Source organism: Marinobacter sp. M3C (assembly GCF_023311895.1).
GTDB lineage: Bacteria > Pseudomonadota > Gammaproteobacteria > Pseudomonadales > Oleiphilaceae > Marinobacter.
On the sequence record NZ_CP092284.1, the window covers coordinates 819511 to 837330 of the forward strand.

At 53.3% G+C, this 17820-nt stretch carries 19 protein-coding genes; 15 read left to right on the top strand and 4 right to left on the bottom strand.

The features are described from left to right. Position 1 precedes the first annotated feature (1 nt). The 5 genes from MIH18_RS03625 (at position 2) to MIH18_RS03645 (ending at position 5579) form a co-directional block, all read left to right on the top strand. On the top strand, positions 2–2710 hold the full coding sequence (locus MIH18_RS03625; protein WP_249008542.1) for a glycosyltransferase: 2709 nt from the start codon (positions 2–4) through the stop codon (positions 2708–2710). After that, positions 2710–3648: an archaetidylserine decarboxylase gene (asd, locus tag MIH18_RS03630; protein WP_249013955.1), complete on the top strand. Its 939-nt coding sequence runs from the start codon at positions 2710–2712 to the stop codon at positions 3646–3648. Before MIH18_RS03625 ends, asd begins: the two co-directional genes overlap by 1 nt. 10 nt (positions 3649–3658) lie before the next feature. Next, positions 3659–4285 carry a hypothetical protein gene (locus tag MIH18_RS03635; protein WP_249008540.1) on the top strand — a complete coding sequence of 209 codons (627 nt, stop codon included), beginning with the start codon at positions 3659–3661 and terminating at the stop codon, positions 4283–4285. A gap of 162 nt (positions 4286–4447) precedes the next feature. Further along, positions 4448–5104 (top strand): peroxiredoxin, encoded by a 657-nt coding sequence (locus tag MIH18_RS03640; RefSeq protein ID WP_249008539.1) that lies wholly within the window; start codon positions 4448–4450, stop codon positions 5102–5104. Between the two features lie 52 nt (positions 5105–5156). Beyond that, positions 5157–5579 carry a tetratricopeptide repeat protein gene (locus tag MIH18_RS03645; RefSeq protein WP_249008538.1) on the top strand — a complete coding sequence of 141 codons (423 nt, stop codon included), beginning with the start codon at positions 5157–5159 and terminating at the stop codon, positions 5577–5579. Here MIH18_RS03645 and MIH18_RS03650 read toward each other — a convergent pair. Then, positions 5576–6604, bottom strand: coding sequence for an AraC family transcriptional regulator (locus MIH18_RS03650; protein ID WP_249008537.1), 1029 nt, complete (start codon positions 6602–6604; stop codon positions 5576–5578). The genes MIH18_RS03645 and MIH18_RS03650 overlap by 4 nt on opposite strands. A 137-nt stretch (positions 6605–6741) precedes the next feature. Between MIH18_RS03650 and MIH18_RS03655 the strand changes: the two genes are divergently transcribed. The 6 genes from MIH18_RS03655 to MIH18_RS23905 all read left to right on the top strand — a co-directional run bounded on the left by MIH18_RS03655 (position 6742) and on the right by MIH18_RS23905 (position 12581). Next, complete coding sequence (locus MIH18_RS03655; RefSeq protein WP_249008536.1) at positions 6742–7920, top strand: alkane 1-monooxygenase; 1179 nt, start codon at positions 6742–6744, stop codon at positions 7918–7920. Positions 7921–8250: 330 nt separating this feature from the next. After that, positions 8251–9180, top strand: a complete 930-nt coding sequence (locus MIH18_RS03660; protein ID WP_249013956.1) for a choline ABC transporter substrate-binding protein — start codon at positions 8251–8253, stop codon at positions 9178–9180. A 179-nt stretch (positions 9181–9359) separates the two neighbouring features. Continuing rightward, on the top strand, positions 9360–10208 hold the full coding sequence (choW, locus tag MIH18_RS03665) for a choline ABC transporter permease subunit (protein WP_249008534.1): 849 nt from the start codon (positions 9360–9362) through the stop codon (positions 10206–10208). Then, a complete protein-coding gene (choV, locus tag MIH18_RS03670; protein ID WP_249013957.1) occupies positions 10205–11386 on the top strand; it encodes a choline ABC transporter ATP-binding protein in 1182 nt (393 codons plus the stop codon). Before choW ends, choV begins: the two co-directional genes overlap by 4 nt. An 87-nt stretch (positions 11387–11473) precedes the next feature. Then, positions 11474–12184: an alkaline phosphatase gene (locus tag MIH18_RS23900; protein ID WP_283164830.1), complete on the top strand. Its 711-nt coding sequence runs from the start codon at positions 11474–11476 to the stop codon at positions 12182–12184. Positions 12185–12194: 10 nt separating this feature from the next. Continuing rightward, a complete protein-coding gene (locus MIH18_RS23905) occupies positions 12195–12581 on the top strand; it encodes a hypothetical protein (RefSeq protein WP_283164831.1) in 387 nt (128 codons plus the stop codon). A 178-nt stretch (positions 12582–12759) separates the two neighbouring features. On the opposite strand, the gene MIH18_RS03680 is transcribed toward MIH18_RS23905, so the two are convergent. Then, complete coding sequence (locus MIH18_RS03680; RefSeq protein ID WP_249008531.1) at positions 12760–12945, bottom strand: hypothetical protein; 186 nt, start codon at positions 12943–12945, stop codon at positions 12760–12762. A 283-nt stretch (positions 12946–13228) separates the two neighbouring features. Between MIH18_RS03680 and MIH18_RS03685 the strand changes: the two genes are divergently transcribed. Next, positions 13229–14761 (top strand): diguanylate cyclase, encoded by a 1533-nt coding sequence (locus tag MIH18_RS03685; RefSeq protein ID WP_249013958.1) that lies wholly within the window; start codon positions 13229–13231, stop codon positions 14759–14761. Here the strand turns inward: MIH18_RS03685 and MIH18_RS03690 are convergent. Beyond that, positions 14743–14934, bottom strand: a complete 192-nt coding sequence (locus MIH18_RS03690) for a hypothetical protein (RefSeq protein ID WP_249013959.1) — start codon at positions 14932–14934, stop codon at positions 14743–14745. The genes MIH18_RS03685 and MIH18_RS03690 overlap by 19 nt on opposite strands. Positions 14935–15013: 79 nt before the next feature. Between MIH18_RS03690 and MIH18_RS03695 the strand changes: the two genes are divergently transcribed. Next, positions 15014–15256, top strand: coding sequence for a hypothetical protein (locus MIH18_RS03695; RefSeq protein ID WP_249013960.1), 243 nt, complete (start codon positions 15014–15016; stop codon positions 15254–15256). Here the strand turns inward: MIH18_RS03695 and MIH18_RS23910 are convergent. After that, positions 15242–15364: a hypothetical protein gene (locus MIH18_RS23910; RefSeq protein ID WP_283164108.1), complete on the bottom strand. Its 123-nt coding sequence runs from the start codon at positions 15362–15364 to the stop codon at positions 15242–15244. The genes MIH18_RS03695 and MIH18_RS23910 overlap by 15 nt on opposite strands. A 177-nt stretch (positions 15365–15541) precedes the next feature. Between MIH18_RS23910 and MIH18_RS03700 the strand changes: the two genes are divergently transcribed. Next, positions 15542–16396, top strand: a complete 855-nt coding sequence (locus MIH18_RS03700) for a mechanosensitive ion channel domain-containing protein (RefSeq protein ID WP_249008528.1) — start codon at positions 15542–15544, stop codon at positions 16394–16396. 760 nt (positions 16397–17156) lie between these two features. Continuing rightward, complete coding sequence (locus tag MIH18_RS03705) at positions 17157–17669, top strand: hypothetical protein (protein WP_249008527.1); 513 nt, start codon at positions 17157–17159, stop codon at positions 17667–17669. Positions 17670–17820: the final 151 nt, after the last annotated feature.

The following is a 17820-nucleotide window of genomic DNA, read 5'->3' on the forward strand; positions in this document are numbered from 1 at the left end:
TATGACTATGCAATGGCAGAGCAACGGCGAACCGCAGTTCCGTATTGGGCTTAGAGCAGAATTTGACGACTTTCTCAGTCAGCAGGCCCGGCGTTTCGAGCCCGAAAACTGCCTGCAGATCGACTTTCACTGCCACGACCATAACAGCGACGTGCCCGACGAACTTTGGGGCCGAATACTGCGCCTGCCCGAAACTTGGGTTAAAACCAAGAAACTGATGGAGGTTCTGGGGCAGAACGGCAGTTCCGTGGTGACCGTCACCAACCACAACAACGCGCGGTCTTGCTGGGCGCTTCAAGACAAAGGCGTGGATGTGCTGGTGGGCTGCGAGTTCACCTGTTTCTTCCCCGAGTACGATCTGTTTATTCACGTGCTCACTTACGGTTTCACCCGCGAACAGGAAGTACTCCTTAACGAGAAGCGCCAGAATATCTACGACTTTCTACGCTACGCCGCCCGTTACGATATCCCGGTGATTCTGCCCCACCCGCTCTATTTTTACAGCCGCAACGAGCGGATTGATTTGTGCCTGTTCGAAAAGCTGGCGGTGATGTTCTGGCGCTTTGAAGTGCTGAACGGCCAGCGCGATCTATGGCAGAGCGTACTCACACTGAACTGGGTGCAAAGCCTGACGCCAGACCGCATTCGAGCCTATGCCCGCAAGCACAAGCTGGACCCCTCAGAATTTGGGGTGAACCCGGATAAGCCCAAAGTGGTGACGGGCGGCTCTGACGACCACACCGGCATTTTTGCCGGCCTTTGCGGCTCACAGCTTTACGTGCCCGATTTGCAACAACGCCTGAAAACCCAACCCGCATCCCATCTGGCACTGGAAGCGCTGCGCAACGGCCAGGTCGCGCCTTTCGGCAACGTTGGCGAGAACCAGAAACTCAACATTGCCCTGCTGGATTACTTCGCCCAGGCGGCCACCAAACTGAAGGACCCGGGCCTGCTTCGAATTCTCCTTCACCGCGGGTCTACCTGGGACAAGATGGGCTGCTTTATGGTCGCCAACCTGTTTCTGGAAATGCAGAAGCACAAGAAAACCACCGTGTTTTTCGCGCTCATACACGATGCACTTCAAGGCAAGAAGCCCAAGCGGTTTCTGAAATGGCAGGCGTCGAAAGACTACGCGTTCTGCATTACCCAGCTGGATAAAATCGCCGACAGCAAGCGCAACCATCCCGAAGCGTTTGTGGACACCGTCAACCAGATCATCGGCGAGCTGTTCAACCACCTGAACCACCTGATTGCCAAACGGGTTCGCAAAGCGGTAGACAAGCATCAGGGCCCCAGCCTGAAAGATTTTTCCACCGAGGAGCTAACCCGCAAACTGGAAATACCCAGCCAGCTCACGGCCCTGTTTCTGGGCGACGGCAAGCGCCAGGATAACATGAGCAATATTAACCTGGCCGAGGTTCTGGACAGCCTCTCGTTCCCGGTGTTGATCAGCACCGTACTGGCAGGGTCTACTCTTGCCTCAACCCGCGTGCTGTATCAGAACCGCGATCTGCTCAACCGGTTCGCCCGGCAACTTGGCAAAAACGAGCACTCCCGGCGGGCGTTGTGTTTGACCGACACGCTGCTGGATAAAAATGGCGTATCCACCTCGCTGAGCGGGAAGCTCAAAGAGATCAAACGCACCAACCTGCCGCTTGATTTTCTGATCTGCCATTCCGACGCCGTGCCCGAGCCCCACCTCAGCGTGGTGCGGCCTATTGCGGACATTGACCTGCACCCCTTCGGCGATCAAACCCTGCGGGTGCCGGATGTGATGGAAATTGCCCGAATATTCTATGAAGGCGGCTACGACCGGATTGTCTGCTCCACCGAAGGCCCCATGGCATTGGTTGCCCTGTTTCTGCAACAGATGTTCAACGTGCCCTGCTACTTCTTCATGCACACAGACTGGATTGATTTTATAGCTCACACCACCCATCTGAATCAGCACGAAAGAGACCGGGTTCGCCGCCTGATGCGGGCGCTTTACAGACGGTTTGACGGTGTGTTCGTGCTCAACCGTGAACACAGAGACTGGCTGACCGGTCATGAAATGCAGCTGCCAGAAGACCGGGTATTCCTGACCGCCCACCACACCGCCCCGCGGGACCTCCAGGTGCAACCTGTCCGCAAGTCGGACCTGATTCCAGGCGCCAACGACAAAACACCGGTGCTGTTTATTGCTTGCCGGCTAAGCCGCGAAAAAGGCATTTTCGATCTGCCCGAAATCGTTCAGGAGGCGCGCCGTTCACTACCCAACCTGCAAATCGTTGTGGCCGGTTCAGGCCCTGCCAGCGACGACCTTCAGCGAGCCATGCCAGATGCCGTATTTTTAGGCTGGCAAACCCGGGAGCAACTGGCGTCACTGTATCTGGGGCTGGATCTGTTTGTATTTCCCTCGCGTTTTGACACCTTCGGCAACGTGCTGCTTGAAGCCTTCACCCACGGCATGCCCGCAGTGGCTTACAACTGCAAGGGGCCGAAAGACATCCTTGAGCACGGGGTTAGCGGTTACCTGACGGAGGATGTAAACACGATGGCCGAAGCCGTTGTGGATTTCTTCAGCGCCTCGACCGACCGCAATGTTATGGCCGAGAATGCTCGCAAACGCGCTGCCCGGTTCCAGGCAGAACCCATCATGCGGAAATTTCTTGAGGATTTGGGGCTGGACTACCCGGAACAGGTTCACGCTGAAGTGACGGTAGCTTAGTGAGTTCGGTTAAAAAGACAACGCCTGGTTTAACCACCGGCGAACAACTGAATTTTCTGCTGACCAACCGCCTGCCCCGGCGCTGGCTCACCTTTTTTATGGGCTGGTTCAGCCGTATTGAAAGCCCCGCCCTGACCCGGCTATCCATTGCCATCTGGCAGTGCTTCTGTGACGACCTCCGATTACAGGACGCTAAAAACCCGCGTTTTAAAAGCCTGCAGGAGTGCTTCACACGGCAGCTCAAACCCGGCCTGCGCCCGCTAGACAGCCGGCTGGATACTGTCAGCAGCCCGTGCGACGCCATCGTTGGCGCCTGCGGCCGCATTCGGAACAACCGGCTGTTCCAGGCCAAGGGTTTTCCCTACACCCTGGAAGAACTGATCCCGGATGCCAGGCTGGCAGCGCGCTACCGCAACGGCCAGTTTGTCACCCTGCGGCTTAAATCCAGCATGTATCACCGATTTCATGCGCCGGTAGACTGCCAGATTCGCCGGGTGAACTATGTGTCCGGGGACACCTGGAACGTGAACCCCATCGCCCTGAAAAAAGTCGAAAAACTGTTTTGCAAAAACGAGCGGGCGGTTCTGGAACTGGAGTTTGGCCGTTCAGATTACGGCCTGACGCTGGTGCCGGTTGCCGCCATTCTGGTGGCCAGCATGAAATTTCATTTTCTGGCCAAGCCGCTGGATCTGAAATACCGGGGTGCCAACCTGATTCCGTGCAATGCGACGCTGCGCAAAGGCCAGGAAATGGGCTACTTCCAGCACGGCTCTACCATCCTTGTTTTTGCCTCAGAGCAATACCAGCTAAGCCCCGGAATCGCCGAAGGTGAGCCAGTCAGGATGGGTGAAGCGCTGTTGTCAGGCCACCCATTGCCAGCCCGACCTTTGCACGATCCCGGTCTTTCCAAAGAACCCACTTCAACACTTGATGTATAAGGACGCTGCCATGACATTTCGTGAGGAATTACAAAAACAGCGGTGGGACGATCACCGCTACTATCACCACAACCGGATCAACCAGTTTTTGCACCTGCTCAGCGCCAGCTGTTTTCTGATCAGCTATGCCCTGGTGTTTTTTTATCCGGCGGCAGCGGCTCTTGTTGGCTGGCTACTGGCCATGACACTGCGCCAGACCGGTCATTTCTTCTTTGAACCCAAGACTTACGATGAGGTGAACAAGGCCAGCCACGACTTCAAGGAACGTGTGAAAGTGGGCTACAACCTCAACCGCAAGGTGGTGCTGCTATCGGTCTGGGCACTGACCCCGGTGGCATTGCTGCTGAGCCCCGATCTGCTCGGCCTGCTCTCCCCGGCAACGGATCTGGTTGGATTCATCAGCAGCACCGCACTGATATGGCTGTTCGTCGGCCTGGGTGCCGTGGTGTTCAGAACGCTACATCTGTTCAAACTCATGGGTGTGCAGTCCGGCCTGGTGTGGATGACCAAGATTCTCACTGACCCTTTTCACGACATCAAGATCTACCAGAAAGCGCCCTACTACATCCTCAAGGGTGAGATGTACGACACAATGGAGGACTGGTACGACGATGTGCCGCTTGACCAGCGAACCTAGAGATCCGCTTGGCGATGCAAACTATGTATAATTCTTGGGTGGCCCGCAGTACGATCAACCCGGGCGGTATTCGTCCCCTGGATTTCGACGCAGCTTAACCAGAGCAGGCAGAGTGACGGTTTAGTCGCTGCTGCTTCGTCACAACAACCAAGGAATACAATTATGTCTATTCGTATCGACGATGTAGCTCCAGATTTCACTGTGAATTCCACAGACGGTAAGATCACGCTTCACGAGTGGATTGGTGACAGCTATGCGATCCTGTTTTCACATCCAAAGGATTTCACACCGGTCTGTACCACCGAATTTGGTGCGGTTGCTCAGCTTGTCCCTGAGTTCGCCAAACGCAATACCAAGGTGATGGGCGTATCGGTAGACAACGTTGAAGAGCACATGAAGTGGAAGCGCGATATCGAAGCGTTTTCCGGTGCGGCTGCCGACTTCCCAATTATTGATGACACGTCTTTGCTGGTATCCAAACTTTACGACATGCTGCCGGCCGGCGCCTATATGCCCGACAATCGTACGCCTGCCAACAGTGCTACCGTACGGACGGTGTTCATTATTGGTCCGGACAAGAAGGTTCGCCTGACCATGTCGTACCCCATGTCTGTAGGTCGCAACTTCGCGGAAATCATGCGTGCGCTGGACGCTGTCCAGATCACAGACGGTGCCGGTATCGCAACGCCTGCTAACTGGGTTCCCGGTCAGGACGTGATTGTAGGGCTGGCTCTGAACGATGAGCAGGCAAAAGAGAAGTTCGGCAAGCTCGACATTAAATTGCCTTACCTGCGCTTTGCAAAGGCGCCTACGAAGTAAGCAATTCAGCTAGATTTTTATTGCAACAGGCATCGGCAGCAGGTGGTTCGTAATGATTAATACCAAAATACACAAGTCCGTCTATGAGTTAGCTGAAAAGCTAATGAAGGCTGCCGATAAAGACGATAGAGAGGCCTTCAACTCGCTCTATGCAGAGTTGAAAGCGGTTTGCATCGATAACGAAAACACTGATAAAGATCATCCGGAACAATGGGAAACTCTGGCCGACTTTGAAGAAGAGATAGAGGATGCTCTGGCTGGCTACGAAAAAGCCCTGGGGAAAGCCATCACTATGGATTCGAAAGACCATATGTCATCCATCGCATTTTCCATGGCTACAATGCAAATCGAATTAGGCCAGACTGACGCAGCGATCAAAAATCTTGAAAATGCGAAAATCAGCGCTGACAGAATTGACGATAAAAATCTTAAAAAAGAAATAGATGAGCTGCTTGAAAAGCTATTAGCAGGCTAGTTTAAGCCCCCGCCACGCATGGCCTGCGGGGTTACACCAAACCAGCGACGAAAGGTGCGGCTAAAGTTAGAGGTGTCTTGATAACCCAGTCGTTCCGCGATCTGCTCAACCGCGACAGTGGTTTCCAACAGATACCAGGCAGCCAGCTCTTGCCGCACGCCATCCAGCAGCTCTTGATAGCTGGTGCCCTCGGTTTTTAATTTACGGATCAACGTGCGTCGCGACATAGCTAATCGGGACGCCACATCGTCAAGGCTCGGGTAGCCCTCCGGGCTATTCAGCAAACAATGACTCACCTGCTGGCTCAACGCGCCGCCGTTATCGAGCTGGCGCAGCTGATTTTCGCAATCACGCAGTGCGGTGCGAAAGGTGCCGGCATCGGCGGTCAGGCAAGGTGTATCAAGCACGCTCACTGGCATTTGCAAACGAAACACCGGCGCATCAAACAGCACCGGGCAACCACAACGCTGTTGGTAAACGTCTGCCCATTGCGGGTGCGGTATCGGCAATTCAATCTGAATATTGCGCAAGCGCTGAGAGGTCACGGTGTCGACCAATTGAAGATAGGTAACCAGTAGCGCGCTATAGACAAATTCGCGCACATCGCCAAGGTCTGACAGCTCCTCCATGCTCACCGTAAAGTATTCGTCCGTTTCAGAAATAACGACGTTCACCAACTGAAAACGCAAGCGGGTGAAGCGCGCCAGAGTGTGTAACACCACACGAAGATTCGGCGCCGACACAATGGCGTAACCGAGCGCACCATGGGCAGAAACCGAGGTAATGCCGCCGATATCAAGGCCCAGCCACGGCGTTCGGGTTAGCGCTGTGGCACGCCGCAATAAACGCGCAAGCTGCTCAAGACTGAGGTAGCGATTCCCGCCCAATAATTGGTCCCAGTGCAACCGCGTACCTTGCAGAATCGTCTCGTTATCAAAGCCCTGTTGATGCAAATACGCGCACACCAACCGCGCATAGGTCGGGTGTATCGCGGGTCGAAGTCTTTCCGTTGCCAATAACGCCATACGCTTCCTGCATTGCACCCATTTACAATCATTATAATGGCACTATTTGACGATTAATTGCCACTTATAGCGGTGACCGACGCCGGCGGAAGGGGCCAATATGGCGACATCCCCCCAATCCCTATGAGGACGGTAACATGAACCAAGCTGGTGTCTTTGTTGCTCCATCAGGCGAGATCTACCGAGATCGTAAGCGCTATTTATGGGCCCTGTCCGTGCTGGTACCGATGCTAGCCCTTGTCGGCCCCGGCCTATTCTTCGTCACCGGCAATGCGCTCTGGCTTTGGGCTCCGCTGGCATTTTATTTCGTGGTGATTCCGGTTCTGGACATGGTGCTCGGCGAAGACACCAACAACCCGCCAGAAGAGGTTGTGGCGCAGCTAGAGCAAGATCGCTACTACCGCTATGTCACCTACTTACTGGTCCCTGTGCTTTGGGCAATGTGGGCGCTCGGGGTTTGGTTTGTGGGCACTCAAGAAGCCCCCCTGCATGGCATGATCGCGACCGTGCTTGTGATCGGCACGCTTCAGGGCACGGCCATTAATCTGGGCCATGAATTGGGCCACAAAAAAACCAGAATGGAGCGCTGGTTGGCGAAGATCATTCTTGCGCCCTGCGCCTATGGTCACTTTTTTGTCGAGCACAACAAAGGCCACCACCGTGACGTTGCAACCCCGGAAGATCCGGCTTCATCACGCATGGGCGAAACAATCTGGAGGTTTGTGTTGCGCGAAATTCCTGGCGCCTTCTTTCGCGCGTGGGACATTGAAAAAACGCGATTAAACAAAGCTGGCAAGCCGGTTTGGTCGCTCAACAATGAGATTTTGCAACCGGCGTTAATCACCGCATTCGCATGGGGGACCGCCGTCGCTCTGCTCGGCATTGAGGTTCTGCCCTTTATTATCGCAATCGCCTTCTGGGGAATGTTCCAGCTCACCTCTGCCAATTACATCGAGCACTACGGTCTGCTGCGCAAAAAACGTGAAAACGGTCGTTACGAGCCAACACAGCCCCACCACAGCTGGAACAGTAATCATATCTTTTCAAACTGGGCGACGTTCCATTTGCAGCGTCACTCGGATCACCACGCAAATCCGACCCGTCGCTATCAGTCTTTACGCCACTTCGACAATTTGCCGACGCTGCCGAACGGTTACCTCGGCATGTTTATTCTCGCCTACATCCCGCCACTGTGGTTTGCGGTGATGAACCCCAGATTGGTCTCGCATGTGGACGGCGACCGTACAAAAATCAACTTCCACAAACCGGCAAAAGCGAAAATAATCAAACGTTACTTTTCTTTGTCTTCTAAATAATTTTCTATGCTGCTCTACCGCTTTTAACCGCTTTTAACCGCTTTTAACGCTAAGCCCTTATTGTTCTGGCTTTTTTTTACGCGTTTGATATTTAGGCTTCATACCATTAACCTATATTCATTGAACGCTTGTTCAACTTTTTGGGTGATCGTTCGAATCTGAGCGCTATTTGCATTTGCTTCGCCCCCGAGCGAGGCGCCAAAAGCAGCTCCCACCATCTTTAATGCGCGGATCAAACCCGTGGCCTAAAACTACCCTGTGCGGGCACCCTGATTGGAAAAATGCACAGCGCTGACGCTGTGACCGACAATCCATAAAAGAGAACGACAAATGAAAAAACTTATTTTGGCCTGTGCTGGCCTTGCTATTAGCGGCGCTGCCGTGGCGGCTCCGAACACCGAATGTCAAACCGTTCGTTTTGCCGATGTTGGCTGGACCGACATCACTGCTACCACCGCCCTGGCCTCCGAGGTACTGGAAGGCATGGGCTACGAGTCGGAAGCGAAAGTGCTGTCGGTGCCCGTGGCTTACCGGTCGCTTAAGAACAAAGACATTGACGTGTTTCTGGGCAACTGGATGCCCACCATGGAGGCAGACGTGCGCCCTTACCTGGAAAGTGGTGATGTTGAAACCATCCTCACTAACCTGGAAGGCGCCAAATACACCTTGGCGGTACCGCAGTATGTCTACGATGCCGGTGTGACCAGTTTTGCCGACATTGCCAAGCACGCCGACCAATTTGACAGCCGTATTTATGGCATTGAGCCCGGCAACGATGGCAACCGCCTGATTCAGGACATGCTCGGCCAAGATGCGTTCGGTCTTGGTGAGTTTCGGCTCGTAGAGTCCAGCGAAGCGGGCATGCTGTCCCAGGTGGGCCGCGCAGTTCGTCGTAATGAATGGGTAGTATTTCTGGGGTGGGAACCGCATCCCATGAACGCCAATCATGACCTGGCCTACCTGAACGGCGGTGACGATTTCTTTGGTCCCAACTACGGCGGCGCAAGCGTTCACACCAACGTGCGCAAGAATTACCTGAACGAATGCCCGAACGTGGGCAAGCTGCTAACGAACATGACGTTTTCACTGCCCATGGAAAACGAAGTGATGGGCACCATTCTGAATGACGGCGAAGAGCCACGGGATGCTGCTCACACTTGGCTCGCCAACAACCCGGCCGTGTTGGATGGCTGGCTCAAAGGTGTTACGACCTTGAACGGCGATGCAGCGCTGCCTGCCGTTAAGGCATCCCTGAAGTAGTAATGAAGACAGCACCGAAAAAAGCACTGATGAGAATTTTGTAGAGAATAATTTAGAGATTAACTTAGCGAGCACTTTGGGGGCGTTCTGAACTGACCTGTTCAGAGCGCCCGATTGTGTAACGAACACCTCCCATTTCCGGTGTCGGCCAAGGCCCGCACCCAACAAGACTGAACGCCATGAGCTGGATAACTGAGCACCAACTGCCTTTCGGCGACTTCGTCGAAGGCATTGTTGATTTTCTCGTCGTCAATTTCAGCGGCTTTTTTGACGCTGTTTCCGATACCCTGAGTAGCATGATCCACGGCCTGACCGAGGCCCTGTTATGGGTACCGCCTGGCGCTCTGGTATTGTTTTTTACGGTGGCGGCACATCTTCGTCATCGCCGTTGGGGATTGACCGCTTTTACCGCCTTCAGCTTTTTGCTGATTTGGAATATTGGTTATTGGGAAGACACCATGGCGACACTGTCGCTGGTGTTGTACGCCACCCTATTATGTGTGGTGATCGGCATTCCTCTGGGCATTTATGCGGCTCATAGCCGTTGGCTGTACAAATTTCTGCAGCCGGTGCTGGATTTGATGCAAACCATTCCACCCTTTGTATATCTGATCCCGACGCTGACCTTGTTCGGTCTGGGGGTGGTTCCTGGCGTGATTTCAACCGTGATCTTTGCCATCGCTGCCCCGGTGCGGCTGACTCACCTGGGCATCTCCCAAGTGCCGAAAGAATTGGTCGAAGCGGGCAAGGCCTTTGGCTGCACCAACCGGCAACTGTTGTTCAAGGTTGAGTTACCCGCTGCCATGAGCTCCATTGGGGCCGGTATTACCCAGTGCATCATGTTGTCGCTCTCAATGGTTGTTATTGCTGCTTTGGTAGGCGCCGATGGCTTGGGTGTCCCGGTGGTTCGGGCTTTGAATACGGTCGATATCGGCAAAGGCTTCGAAGCCGGTCTGGCGATTGTGCTGTTGGCCATCTGGATGGACCGGTTCTTCCGCCAAAGTGATGCTAAGGAGACGTCATCATGATCGAATTTGAGAATGTAAACGTCGTTTTCGGCAAAAATCCCAAACGCGCGCTGCCGTTGATTGAACAGGGCCTGGACCGGGCCGCAATCCGTGACCAGACCGGATTAATAGTCGGTGTGCAGAACGCCAGCCTGAATGTCAAGAAAGGTGAGATTTGCGTTCTGATGGGGCTGTCCGGTTCCGGCAAATCCAGCCTGTTACGCTGTGTTAACGGTTTGAACGATGTCACCAGTGGCGCTATACGCATTCGGCACGATGGTGAGATGGTGGATTTCACCCAGGCCAGCGATAAAGTTCAGCGGGACATTCGTACCCGTCGCATTTCCATGGTGTTTCAGAACTTCGCCCTGATGCCCTGGCTAACAGTGGAAGACAACGTCGCTTTTGGTCTGGAGCTGCAAGGCCTGGGCAAGGCCGAGCGCCGCAAGAAGGTCGCGCGTCAATTGGAACTGGTTGGCCTTTCCGGTTGGGCCAAGTCCAGACCGGCTGAGCTGTCCGGCGGCATGCTGCAGCGGGTGGGGCTGGCCCGGGCCTTGGCAACGGAATCGGAAATTCTGCTGATGGACGAGCCCTTCTCTGCCCTTGACCCGCTGATTCGTAACCAGCTGCAAGACGAACTGCTGACCCTGCAGGAAGAACTGCAGAAAACGATTGTGTTCGTCAGTCATGATTTGGATGAAGCACTAAAGCTGGGTTCGCACATTGCGATCATGAAGGACGGCCAGATCGTTCAACATGGCAAGCCGGAAGCCATCGTGCTGCAACCCGCGAACGATTACGTCAAAAGTTTTGTTGCCAGCACCAATCCGCTCAATGTTCTGGCCGCGCGTTCCCTGGCGCTACCCATCGGGCAGATACAGGAAGACGCCAATGGTAACCGTTGCATTAATAAACGTTACGGCATTTGGCTACACACACCGGATGTAGCGGAAAAAGCGGTGGTCACCAGCGGTGGCCAAACCTTCCAGACCCAGCTTTGGCAAGAAGGTCAAGCCATCGAAAGCCTGGCCCAGCAGCCCACCCGCATCGCACCAGATACCCCCTTACGGGATGCCGTGGAGATTCGGTACTTCACCGGTCATAGCCTGCTGGTGGAGGAGAACGGTCAGATCACCGGCGCCATCGGCGACCGGGAGCTATACCACGCGATGCTGGGTAAACATTTAGACGACAGCTAGGGCAGAAACATCGGCGGTCGCAATATGTGGCCGCACGATGCCTTGTGAATATAACGACACCCACCGAAAAAGGCCAAAAACGTCATCATGATCATTGGCGACGGTATGGGCCCACAACAAATCGGTCTGCTACTGGCGTACGCCAAGCAGGCGCCAAATTCGGTGATCACCGACGGCACCACGGCCTTTGACCGGATCGCCGCCAACAGCCGCATGGGCCTTTCCATGACCCACGCCAACAACAACCTGGTGGTGGATTCCGCCGCTTCCGCCACGCAACTGGCAACCGGTCAGTTGGCCTGCGCCGAGATGATTGGCACAGATAAAGACGGTAACAGCGCGGAAAGCATTCTGGAAAAAGCCAAAAAACTTGGCAAATCCACCGGGCTGGTATCTGACACCCGCATTACCCATGCGACCCCGGCTGGTTTCGCTGCCCACCAGAGCCATCGCAGCCTCGAAAATGAAATTGCGGTCGATCTGCTGAACAACAACGTGGACGTTATGTTGTCAGACGGCCTGCGTTACTGGATTCCGGAATCTGCCAATGACGAACAGTCAGCCGCGCGTCAAGAGCTGGAAACCTTGTCGGAAGGCAGCGTGCGCATCAAGTCAAAGCGTAAAAACGATCGTAACCTGATCACCGAAGCGCAGCAGAAGAACTACAACCTTGCGTTCAACCGCTCGCAGCTGGCACAAGCCGATGGCAAAATCCTCGGCCTGTTTGCCTACTCGGCGTTGCCCAACGGCATCACCGAAACCCAGACCAAGGACGACCCCGCCCGCGCATTACAATGACACCGGCACCATGCTGCACGAAATGCTGCGGATAAACGAAACACTGAATTACGTGCTGGGCTGGGCTGAAGGCCGTGATGACACCCTGATTGTGGTGACCGCCGATCACGAAACCGGTGGTTTTGGTTTCAGCTACTCTGCCAACGACCTACCCCACGGACGTGACCTGCCAGGCAATGTGTTCAAAGATCAGCAGTTCAAGCCCGCCTTTAACTTCGGCGACGTGGCGACCCTGGACACACTGTACGAACAGAAGTCCTCCTATGGCGATATCTTCTATAGCCAGTTCGACGCGCTGGATAAAGACCAGCAAACGCCTGCCAATCTGGCTCGCATCGTCAACGCCGAAACCGGCTTCGAAGTGGGTCAGCGCGCGATTGAAGCGCTAGAAGACTGACACCCGCCTGACGACCTGACAGCCCCCGACGAGTGTCGGGGGCTGTCTATCTTGCGGGCGCTGACCGCCTGTTTTATTCGTCGGCAGGTCGCGTCGTTGGAGTTGCGAGGCCAGTTAATGATGAAATTTTTAGACAGTTTCTAATTATTGGGATTGTTGGGTGCACTCCTACAACAACTCAGTGACGCGGGTTACTATCACCAGAGGATGGCTTTTCATCGGATGAGTTGTCATCGGATGTGAGGTAGTAATCCTTTTCCTCGAATATTTTCACCTCAGGATCTTCAATGCGATTACTACCGCGGCCCCGAAAAAGCCAGAAGGCCACAACAGCGCCAATAATGATCAAGATAATCCATTTCATATCCCTTTCCTCCACACAGTGAGATACCTTCTCTGATTACCTTTATCCTAGGCCCATGGTGCCAGATCGCAAGCGGTTAGTGAGGATCTGTTAACCAACTCAATAACACCGTGTTCCGCCTGGTTACATTTGCTAACATTCTAATTTATGTGGTCGCCGAAGCGGGCCTACCTGCCGAATTCACAAGGGAATGGAGGTTTTTTTTGAATACAACAAGGAATGATCTAGCCCCTACAGTGAATGGGATAGCGATTCGGACTCTATGAAGCGGCACCCCTCACTAATGGTGATTTTACTAGCGTTGATTGGTTTGGGGTTTTGTGCCGCCCTTAGCCGTAGCCTGTATCTGGAAGAAAACAAAAGCATCACCGCAAAGTTTCGTGCAGATGTTACTCTGCTTGCGACCGCCTTTGAGCGTGAAGTGCAGCTGAATCTTGAAATTCTGTTCGCCTTGAAGGCCTCTGTGGGCATGATGCCAGAGATGAATGCAAAGCTTTTTGAAAAGCTGACCCGGCAAGTACTTGAGCGCTCTCCGGCCATCAAGGCGATTGCCTGGTCGCCGGTTGTCAGTCAGGAAGACCGGGCTGGGTTCGAGCAACGGCAGCAGAACTGGTATCCCGGGTTTGTGTTGTCTGAGATTCCGGCAACGGCAGGCGCACTGCCAGCGGAAGCGCCGCCCTGGCTCGTTCCTGTGCAGTTCATCGAACCAATAGCGGATAATCGGGCAGCTATCGGCTTTGACTTATCGAGCGAGAGCAAGCGACGGACGGCGCTGTTGGCCGCGAGGGAGACCGGGGAAATGGTCTCGACGGCTGCCATAGAGCTGTTGCAGGAGCAGGACAATCAAAACGGCTTGCTGGTTTTCGCACCTTTGTACAGCGGGGCCTCCGACACCACTCCAGAGGACCGGGCGGCGCGCAATTATGGTTTTATGAACGGCGTGTTTCGGATCGGTGAACTGGTTAAACAGTCGATTCCGACGGCGATTGACAGCAACATTCTGGTTCAGATTGTGGATCGCACCGATGGCGCCCAGGACGTGATATACAGCACTGGCCGCTCCAGCGATGAGCGCTGGCTCAGAAGCCTGATTCACGAAATACCTCTCGCGCCCGTCGCGGGCCGAAACTGGGTGGTTCAAGCCATGCCCGGGGCGACGTTTGTGAGTGCCAGACGGGGCTATCTGCCTTTATTAGTCATTGGATTCGGATTTTCTTTCATCGTATTGCTGGTGTTCTTTGCGGTACGAAGCCTGCGACAGAACGCCGAACTAAACCAAACCAAGCGCGAACTAGAAAAGATTTCCCTGACCGATGCCCTCACGGGGCTTGCCAATCGCCGGCATTTTGACCTTTACCTTGAGCAGGAATGGTCAAGGGCTTTACGCCAGAGTCAGCCAATTTCGATGGTTATGTTGGATATAGATTACTTCAAGGCATTTAATGATGCATATGGTCATCCGCTCGGTGACCAGTGTCTGAAACAGGTTGCGCAAGCATTGGAACAGGTAGTACAGAGGCCTACCGACCTGGCGGCACGTTACGGCGGTGAGGAGTTCGCTCTGGTGCTGCCGGACACCCAAAATGCGGCCGCGGTTGCGGAGGCCTGTCGGGTCGCTATTCAGGCGCTGGGCATTGTTCATGAGCTCTCGGATGTGGCGCCGGTGATCACCGTCAGCGCCGGAGTTTGTAGTCTGATTCCCACCAGAAAAATGTCACCTGCAGTGTTGATACAACAAGCAGATGATGCACTTTACGAAGCCAAGGAAACCGGGCGTAATAAGGTATTGGATAAAGGTTATTTCGGTGGCGTGTAATAAGCGTCACCTATCCTTTTGCCGCCTACTTCCTCTAAATCATTAACAACCTGCCACCGCGAGATGCCCTGCTCGCGCAACCATATTTCCAGCCGGCCCAGATTACTCCATTCCCGGCCCTGGTCACGGGTGTTGTGCACACGCGCCCACAGACCGTCGACCAGTAAAGCCACCGCCCAGACATAGGGATGTTTGTCTGGATTGTCGAAACCGCCGCTTTGGTATTCGCGCTCTGTACGGGAAAACGTTCCGGTGGCTCCTGCGAGCCTAACGCCGCATGCTAAGTCGGATTACAATTTGCTGGCGAGTACTCGCCAGCAGCTATTGCAGAGCCTGGTGTACCTGCCTGCCTCGGTGGTAGGGCAACCTGATACACTGGAAAAACTGAAACAGCGCCTGCGTTCAGAAAAGTCGTTGTGCTGGAAAGACTATGCCGACCAGGTAGCCCGGATTTGGCACTACCCTGTGAATGCAGCCTGTTCACAGCACCAGTAAGGTTGCCAGGAACCGCATCAGGGCCATGCCAATGATGTTGGTAAAGGTGATCAGAAAAATACTGCTGGCGGTGGCTGGGTCCGCGGCAAAAGTGGTGATTAAATTCACCTGCAGCCAGGGGTGGCACCTCGGCTACGGTATAAAACTCTGCGTCATATCGCGCTTCGGTTTCGATGTTGAAGATCTGACGATAACAGGGGCAGAGCGGGGAGTGAATCTCGGCTTGTTACGCCCTTGCTTTGCCCCGACAATACCCCTTTGAATTACTTGTCATGAGACCAAAATATGCTCGAAACTATGGCGCTGATGCCTCAGAATTTTTCGTTGCCAGACGCGATTTGGCGCCTGCTGATCAGCACTGGATTGTTGTTACTGGCCATCGTTATTCTGCGGACGCTGACCGCTCGCTTTATTCGTCGACACGTCACGTCGTCGGAGTTGCGGGGCCGGTTACTGATGAACTTTCGCAATGGTTTCCTGTTATTGGGATTACTGGGTCTGGCGCTAATATGGGGCGACCAGATCCGATCTCTGGCCCTGTCTATCGTCGCGATCGCCGTCGCTTTTGTGGTTGCCACCAAAGAGTTGATCATGTGTGTTTCCGGCTCAATATTAAAAGGGGGAGCCGGCTCTTTCAATTTGGGCGACCGCATCCAGATTAAAGATTTTCGGGGTGATGTCATCGATCAGACCCTCTTGGCAACGACAGTCCTTGAAGTGGGCCCCGGCAAAACAGCTCAACAGCGTACCGGGCGGATGATTATAATACCCAACTCGCTGTTCGTGTCTGAGCCGGTCATTAACGAGAGCTTTACAGACCACTGGGATTTCCACGTTTTCGTTGTGCCTTTTAAGCGGGAAGACGACTGGCACGCCGCCCAAATAGCGTTACTGGCTGCCGCCAATCGCCATTGCGAGCCTTATTTGGAGTCGGTGCGCAAATACATGAATAAAGTTGGCGCAAAGCGGAGCCTGGAAGTGCCCTCCGTGGACCCCAGGGTGACCATTCAGGTTCCAGTGGCCAGCGAAATTCACCTTACCGTTCGCCTGCCCACTAAATCCGGGCAGCGTAGTTACATTGAACAGGCAATTCTTTCAGAGGTGTTCACGGGCAAGGATTATTCCGCCAAAAAGTCCTGACTCAGATTCAGGGTTGGTACTCAGCATAAGGGCATACTTACAACGTTATGACTTCAAGAAATCAGTGATCACTATGCACAGCGCACGGGGTAACGCAGGGGTTAAGGAGCTATCTAAGGTTACTGACTCAACCGGCTTACAGTGGAAGAACAGGGTTATCGTTGTTGATAACGTTCAGAGCGACAACAGTGTGGACTTAAAGGCACTATTTCTGAAAATTGACGCAATGCCCATGCGTCAAAACGATATACGGAATTGATGTATTAAGCATGCATGAGAAAGGTCTTGAATGGACCTTAAATTCTAGGTGTATTTATTGAATAATCGTGTCTTTTTATTAATTTTTGTTCATCTTTTTCATTGACATTACCTCCTGTTCACCCTGAAAGTGATCCATAACATACTCTAGAAATTACCATAAGACCTGTTTATAACCTCATAATAATACGTCGCTTTTTTTGTCACTAGACCTTAAACAAAATATCAAAAACTCTGAAAAAATCCATAAAAACAAATAATTAAAGATGCTGCAAGTAAAAGCTTTTTAAGCCTCAAAGTAAATGCTTGGCGAGAGTCGAAATGCGTCGATTCATTGCAAATTTTAATATGTATATTTGTGACACACATCCGTGCTGGATATTACAAAATCTGCTGGGCGATTACCAACTGTGCGAGTCTGCTCTAAGCTCGTAGTGTTCGTTAACATTCGGCAGCTCACCATCTTGGTCATATGCTGCCGAATCATGCAGGAGTAAGCGCTATGCAATGGAAAAATTCTGTGGCTGTTCTGTGTCTGGCCGTATCGCCGGCGTTAGCATTAGCTGAACCTGAGGCCGGTGATCGGCTTTTTACTCTTACCGGTTCAGGAGCAAGCGATTCGGGCTTTGATAACAATACAACCAGTGTCAGCTTTGATCTGGGTAAATTTTACTCTGACAGCACAGCTTTTGGTCTCCGCCAAAGTGTTGGCTTTGCGGATAGCGAGAATGATTCAAGTTGGAGCGGTGCAACCCGGGTGTTTTCCGACTATCATTTTAATGCGGGAAAATGGCAGCCATTTGTTGGTGCAAACATTGGCGGTATTTACGGAGACGGTGTCGATGAAACCTTCTTTGCTGGACCGGAAGCCGGCGTGAAATACTACGTAAAGCCAAAAACCTTCATTACAGTTCAGGCGGAATATCAAGTATTCTTTGATAGCGCGAGCGAAGCCAACGATAACTTCGACGATGGCGCGTGGGCGTACAGCGCCGGTATTGGCTTTAACTTCTGAATCTGAAATTCGAGGAACACAGGCTCCGTCTAACGGAGCCTGTGATAAGCGGCTATATTCGGCTGTACTGATCAAGTGCCTCGCTAACCTCGTTTCCTGTCTTTGCCTCCTTTTAAAAAAATATTGACTCGCGCGCCATAGTGCCCGTTAT

What these genes read in the sequence shown, in the direction of transcription:
- MIH18_RS03625 (WP_249008542.1), top strand. Translation starts at nt 2, where the DNA reads ATGACTATGCAATGGCAGAGCAACGGCGAACCGCAGTTCCGTATTGGG.
- MIH18_RS03635 (WP_249008540.1), top strand. Translation starts at nt 3,659, where the DNA reads ATGACATTTCGTGAGGAATTACAAAAACAGCGGTGGGACGATCACCGC.
- MIH18_RS03640 (WP_249008539.1), top strand. Translation starts at nt 4,448, where the DNA reads ATGTCTATTCGTATCGACGATGTAGCTCCAGATTTCACTGTGAATTCC.
- MIH18_RS03645 (WP_249008538.1), top strand. Translation starts at nt 5,157, where the DNA reads ATGATTAATACCAAAATACACAAGTCCGTCTATGAGTTAGCTGAAAAG.
- MIH18_RS03650 (WP_249008537.1), bottom strand. Translation starts at nt 6,604, where the DNA reads ATGGCGTTATTGGCAACGGAAAGACTTCGACCCGCGATACACCCGACC.
- MIH18_RS03655 (WP_249008536.1), top strand. Translation starts at nt 6,742, where the DNA reads ATGAACCAAGCTGGTGTCTTTGTTGCTCCATCAGGCGAGATCTACCGA.
- MIH18_RS03660 (WP_249013956.1), top strand. Translation starts at nt 8,251, where the DNA reads ATGAAAAAACTTATTTTGGCCTGTGCTGGCCTTGCTATTAGCGGCGCT.
- choW (WP_249008534.1), top strand. Translation starts at nt 9,360, where the DNA reads ATGAGCTGGATAACTGAGCACCAACTGCCTTTCGGCGACTTCGTCGAA.
- choV (WP_249013957.1), top strand. Translation starts at nt 10,205, where the DNA reads ATGATCGAATTTGAGAATGTAAACGTCGTTTTCGGCAAAAATCCCAAA.
- MIH18_RS23900 (WP_283164830.1), top strand. Translation starts at nt 11,474, where the DNA reads ATGATCATTGGCGACGGTATGGGCCCACAACAAATCGGTCTGCTACTG.
- MIH18_RS23905 (WP_283164831.1), top strand. Translation starts at nt 12,195, where the DNA reads ATGCTGCACGAAATGCTGCGGATAAACGAAACACTGAATTACGTGCTG.
- MIH18_RS03680 (WP_249008531.1), bottom strand. Translation starts at nt 12,945, where the DNA reads ATGAAATGGATTATCTTGATCATTATTGGCGCTGTTGTGGCCTTCTGG.
- MIH18_RS03685 (WP_249013958.1), top strand. Translation starts at nt 13,229, where the DNA reads ATGGTGATTTTACTAGCGTTGATTGGTTTGGGGTTTTGTGCCGCCCTT.
- MIH18_RS03700 (WP_249008528.1), top strand. Translation starts at nt 15,542, where the DNA reads ATGCTCGAAACTATGGCGCTGATGCCTCAGAATTTTTCGTTGCCAGAC.
- MIH18_RS03705 (WP_249008527.1), top strand. Translation starts at nt 17,157, where the DNA reads ATGCAATGGAAAAATTCTGTGGCTGTTCTGTGTCTGGCCGTATCGCCG.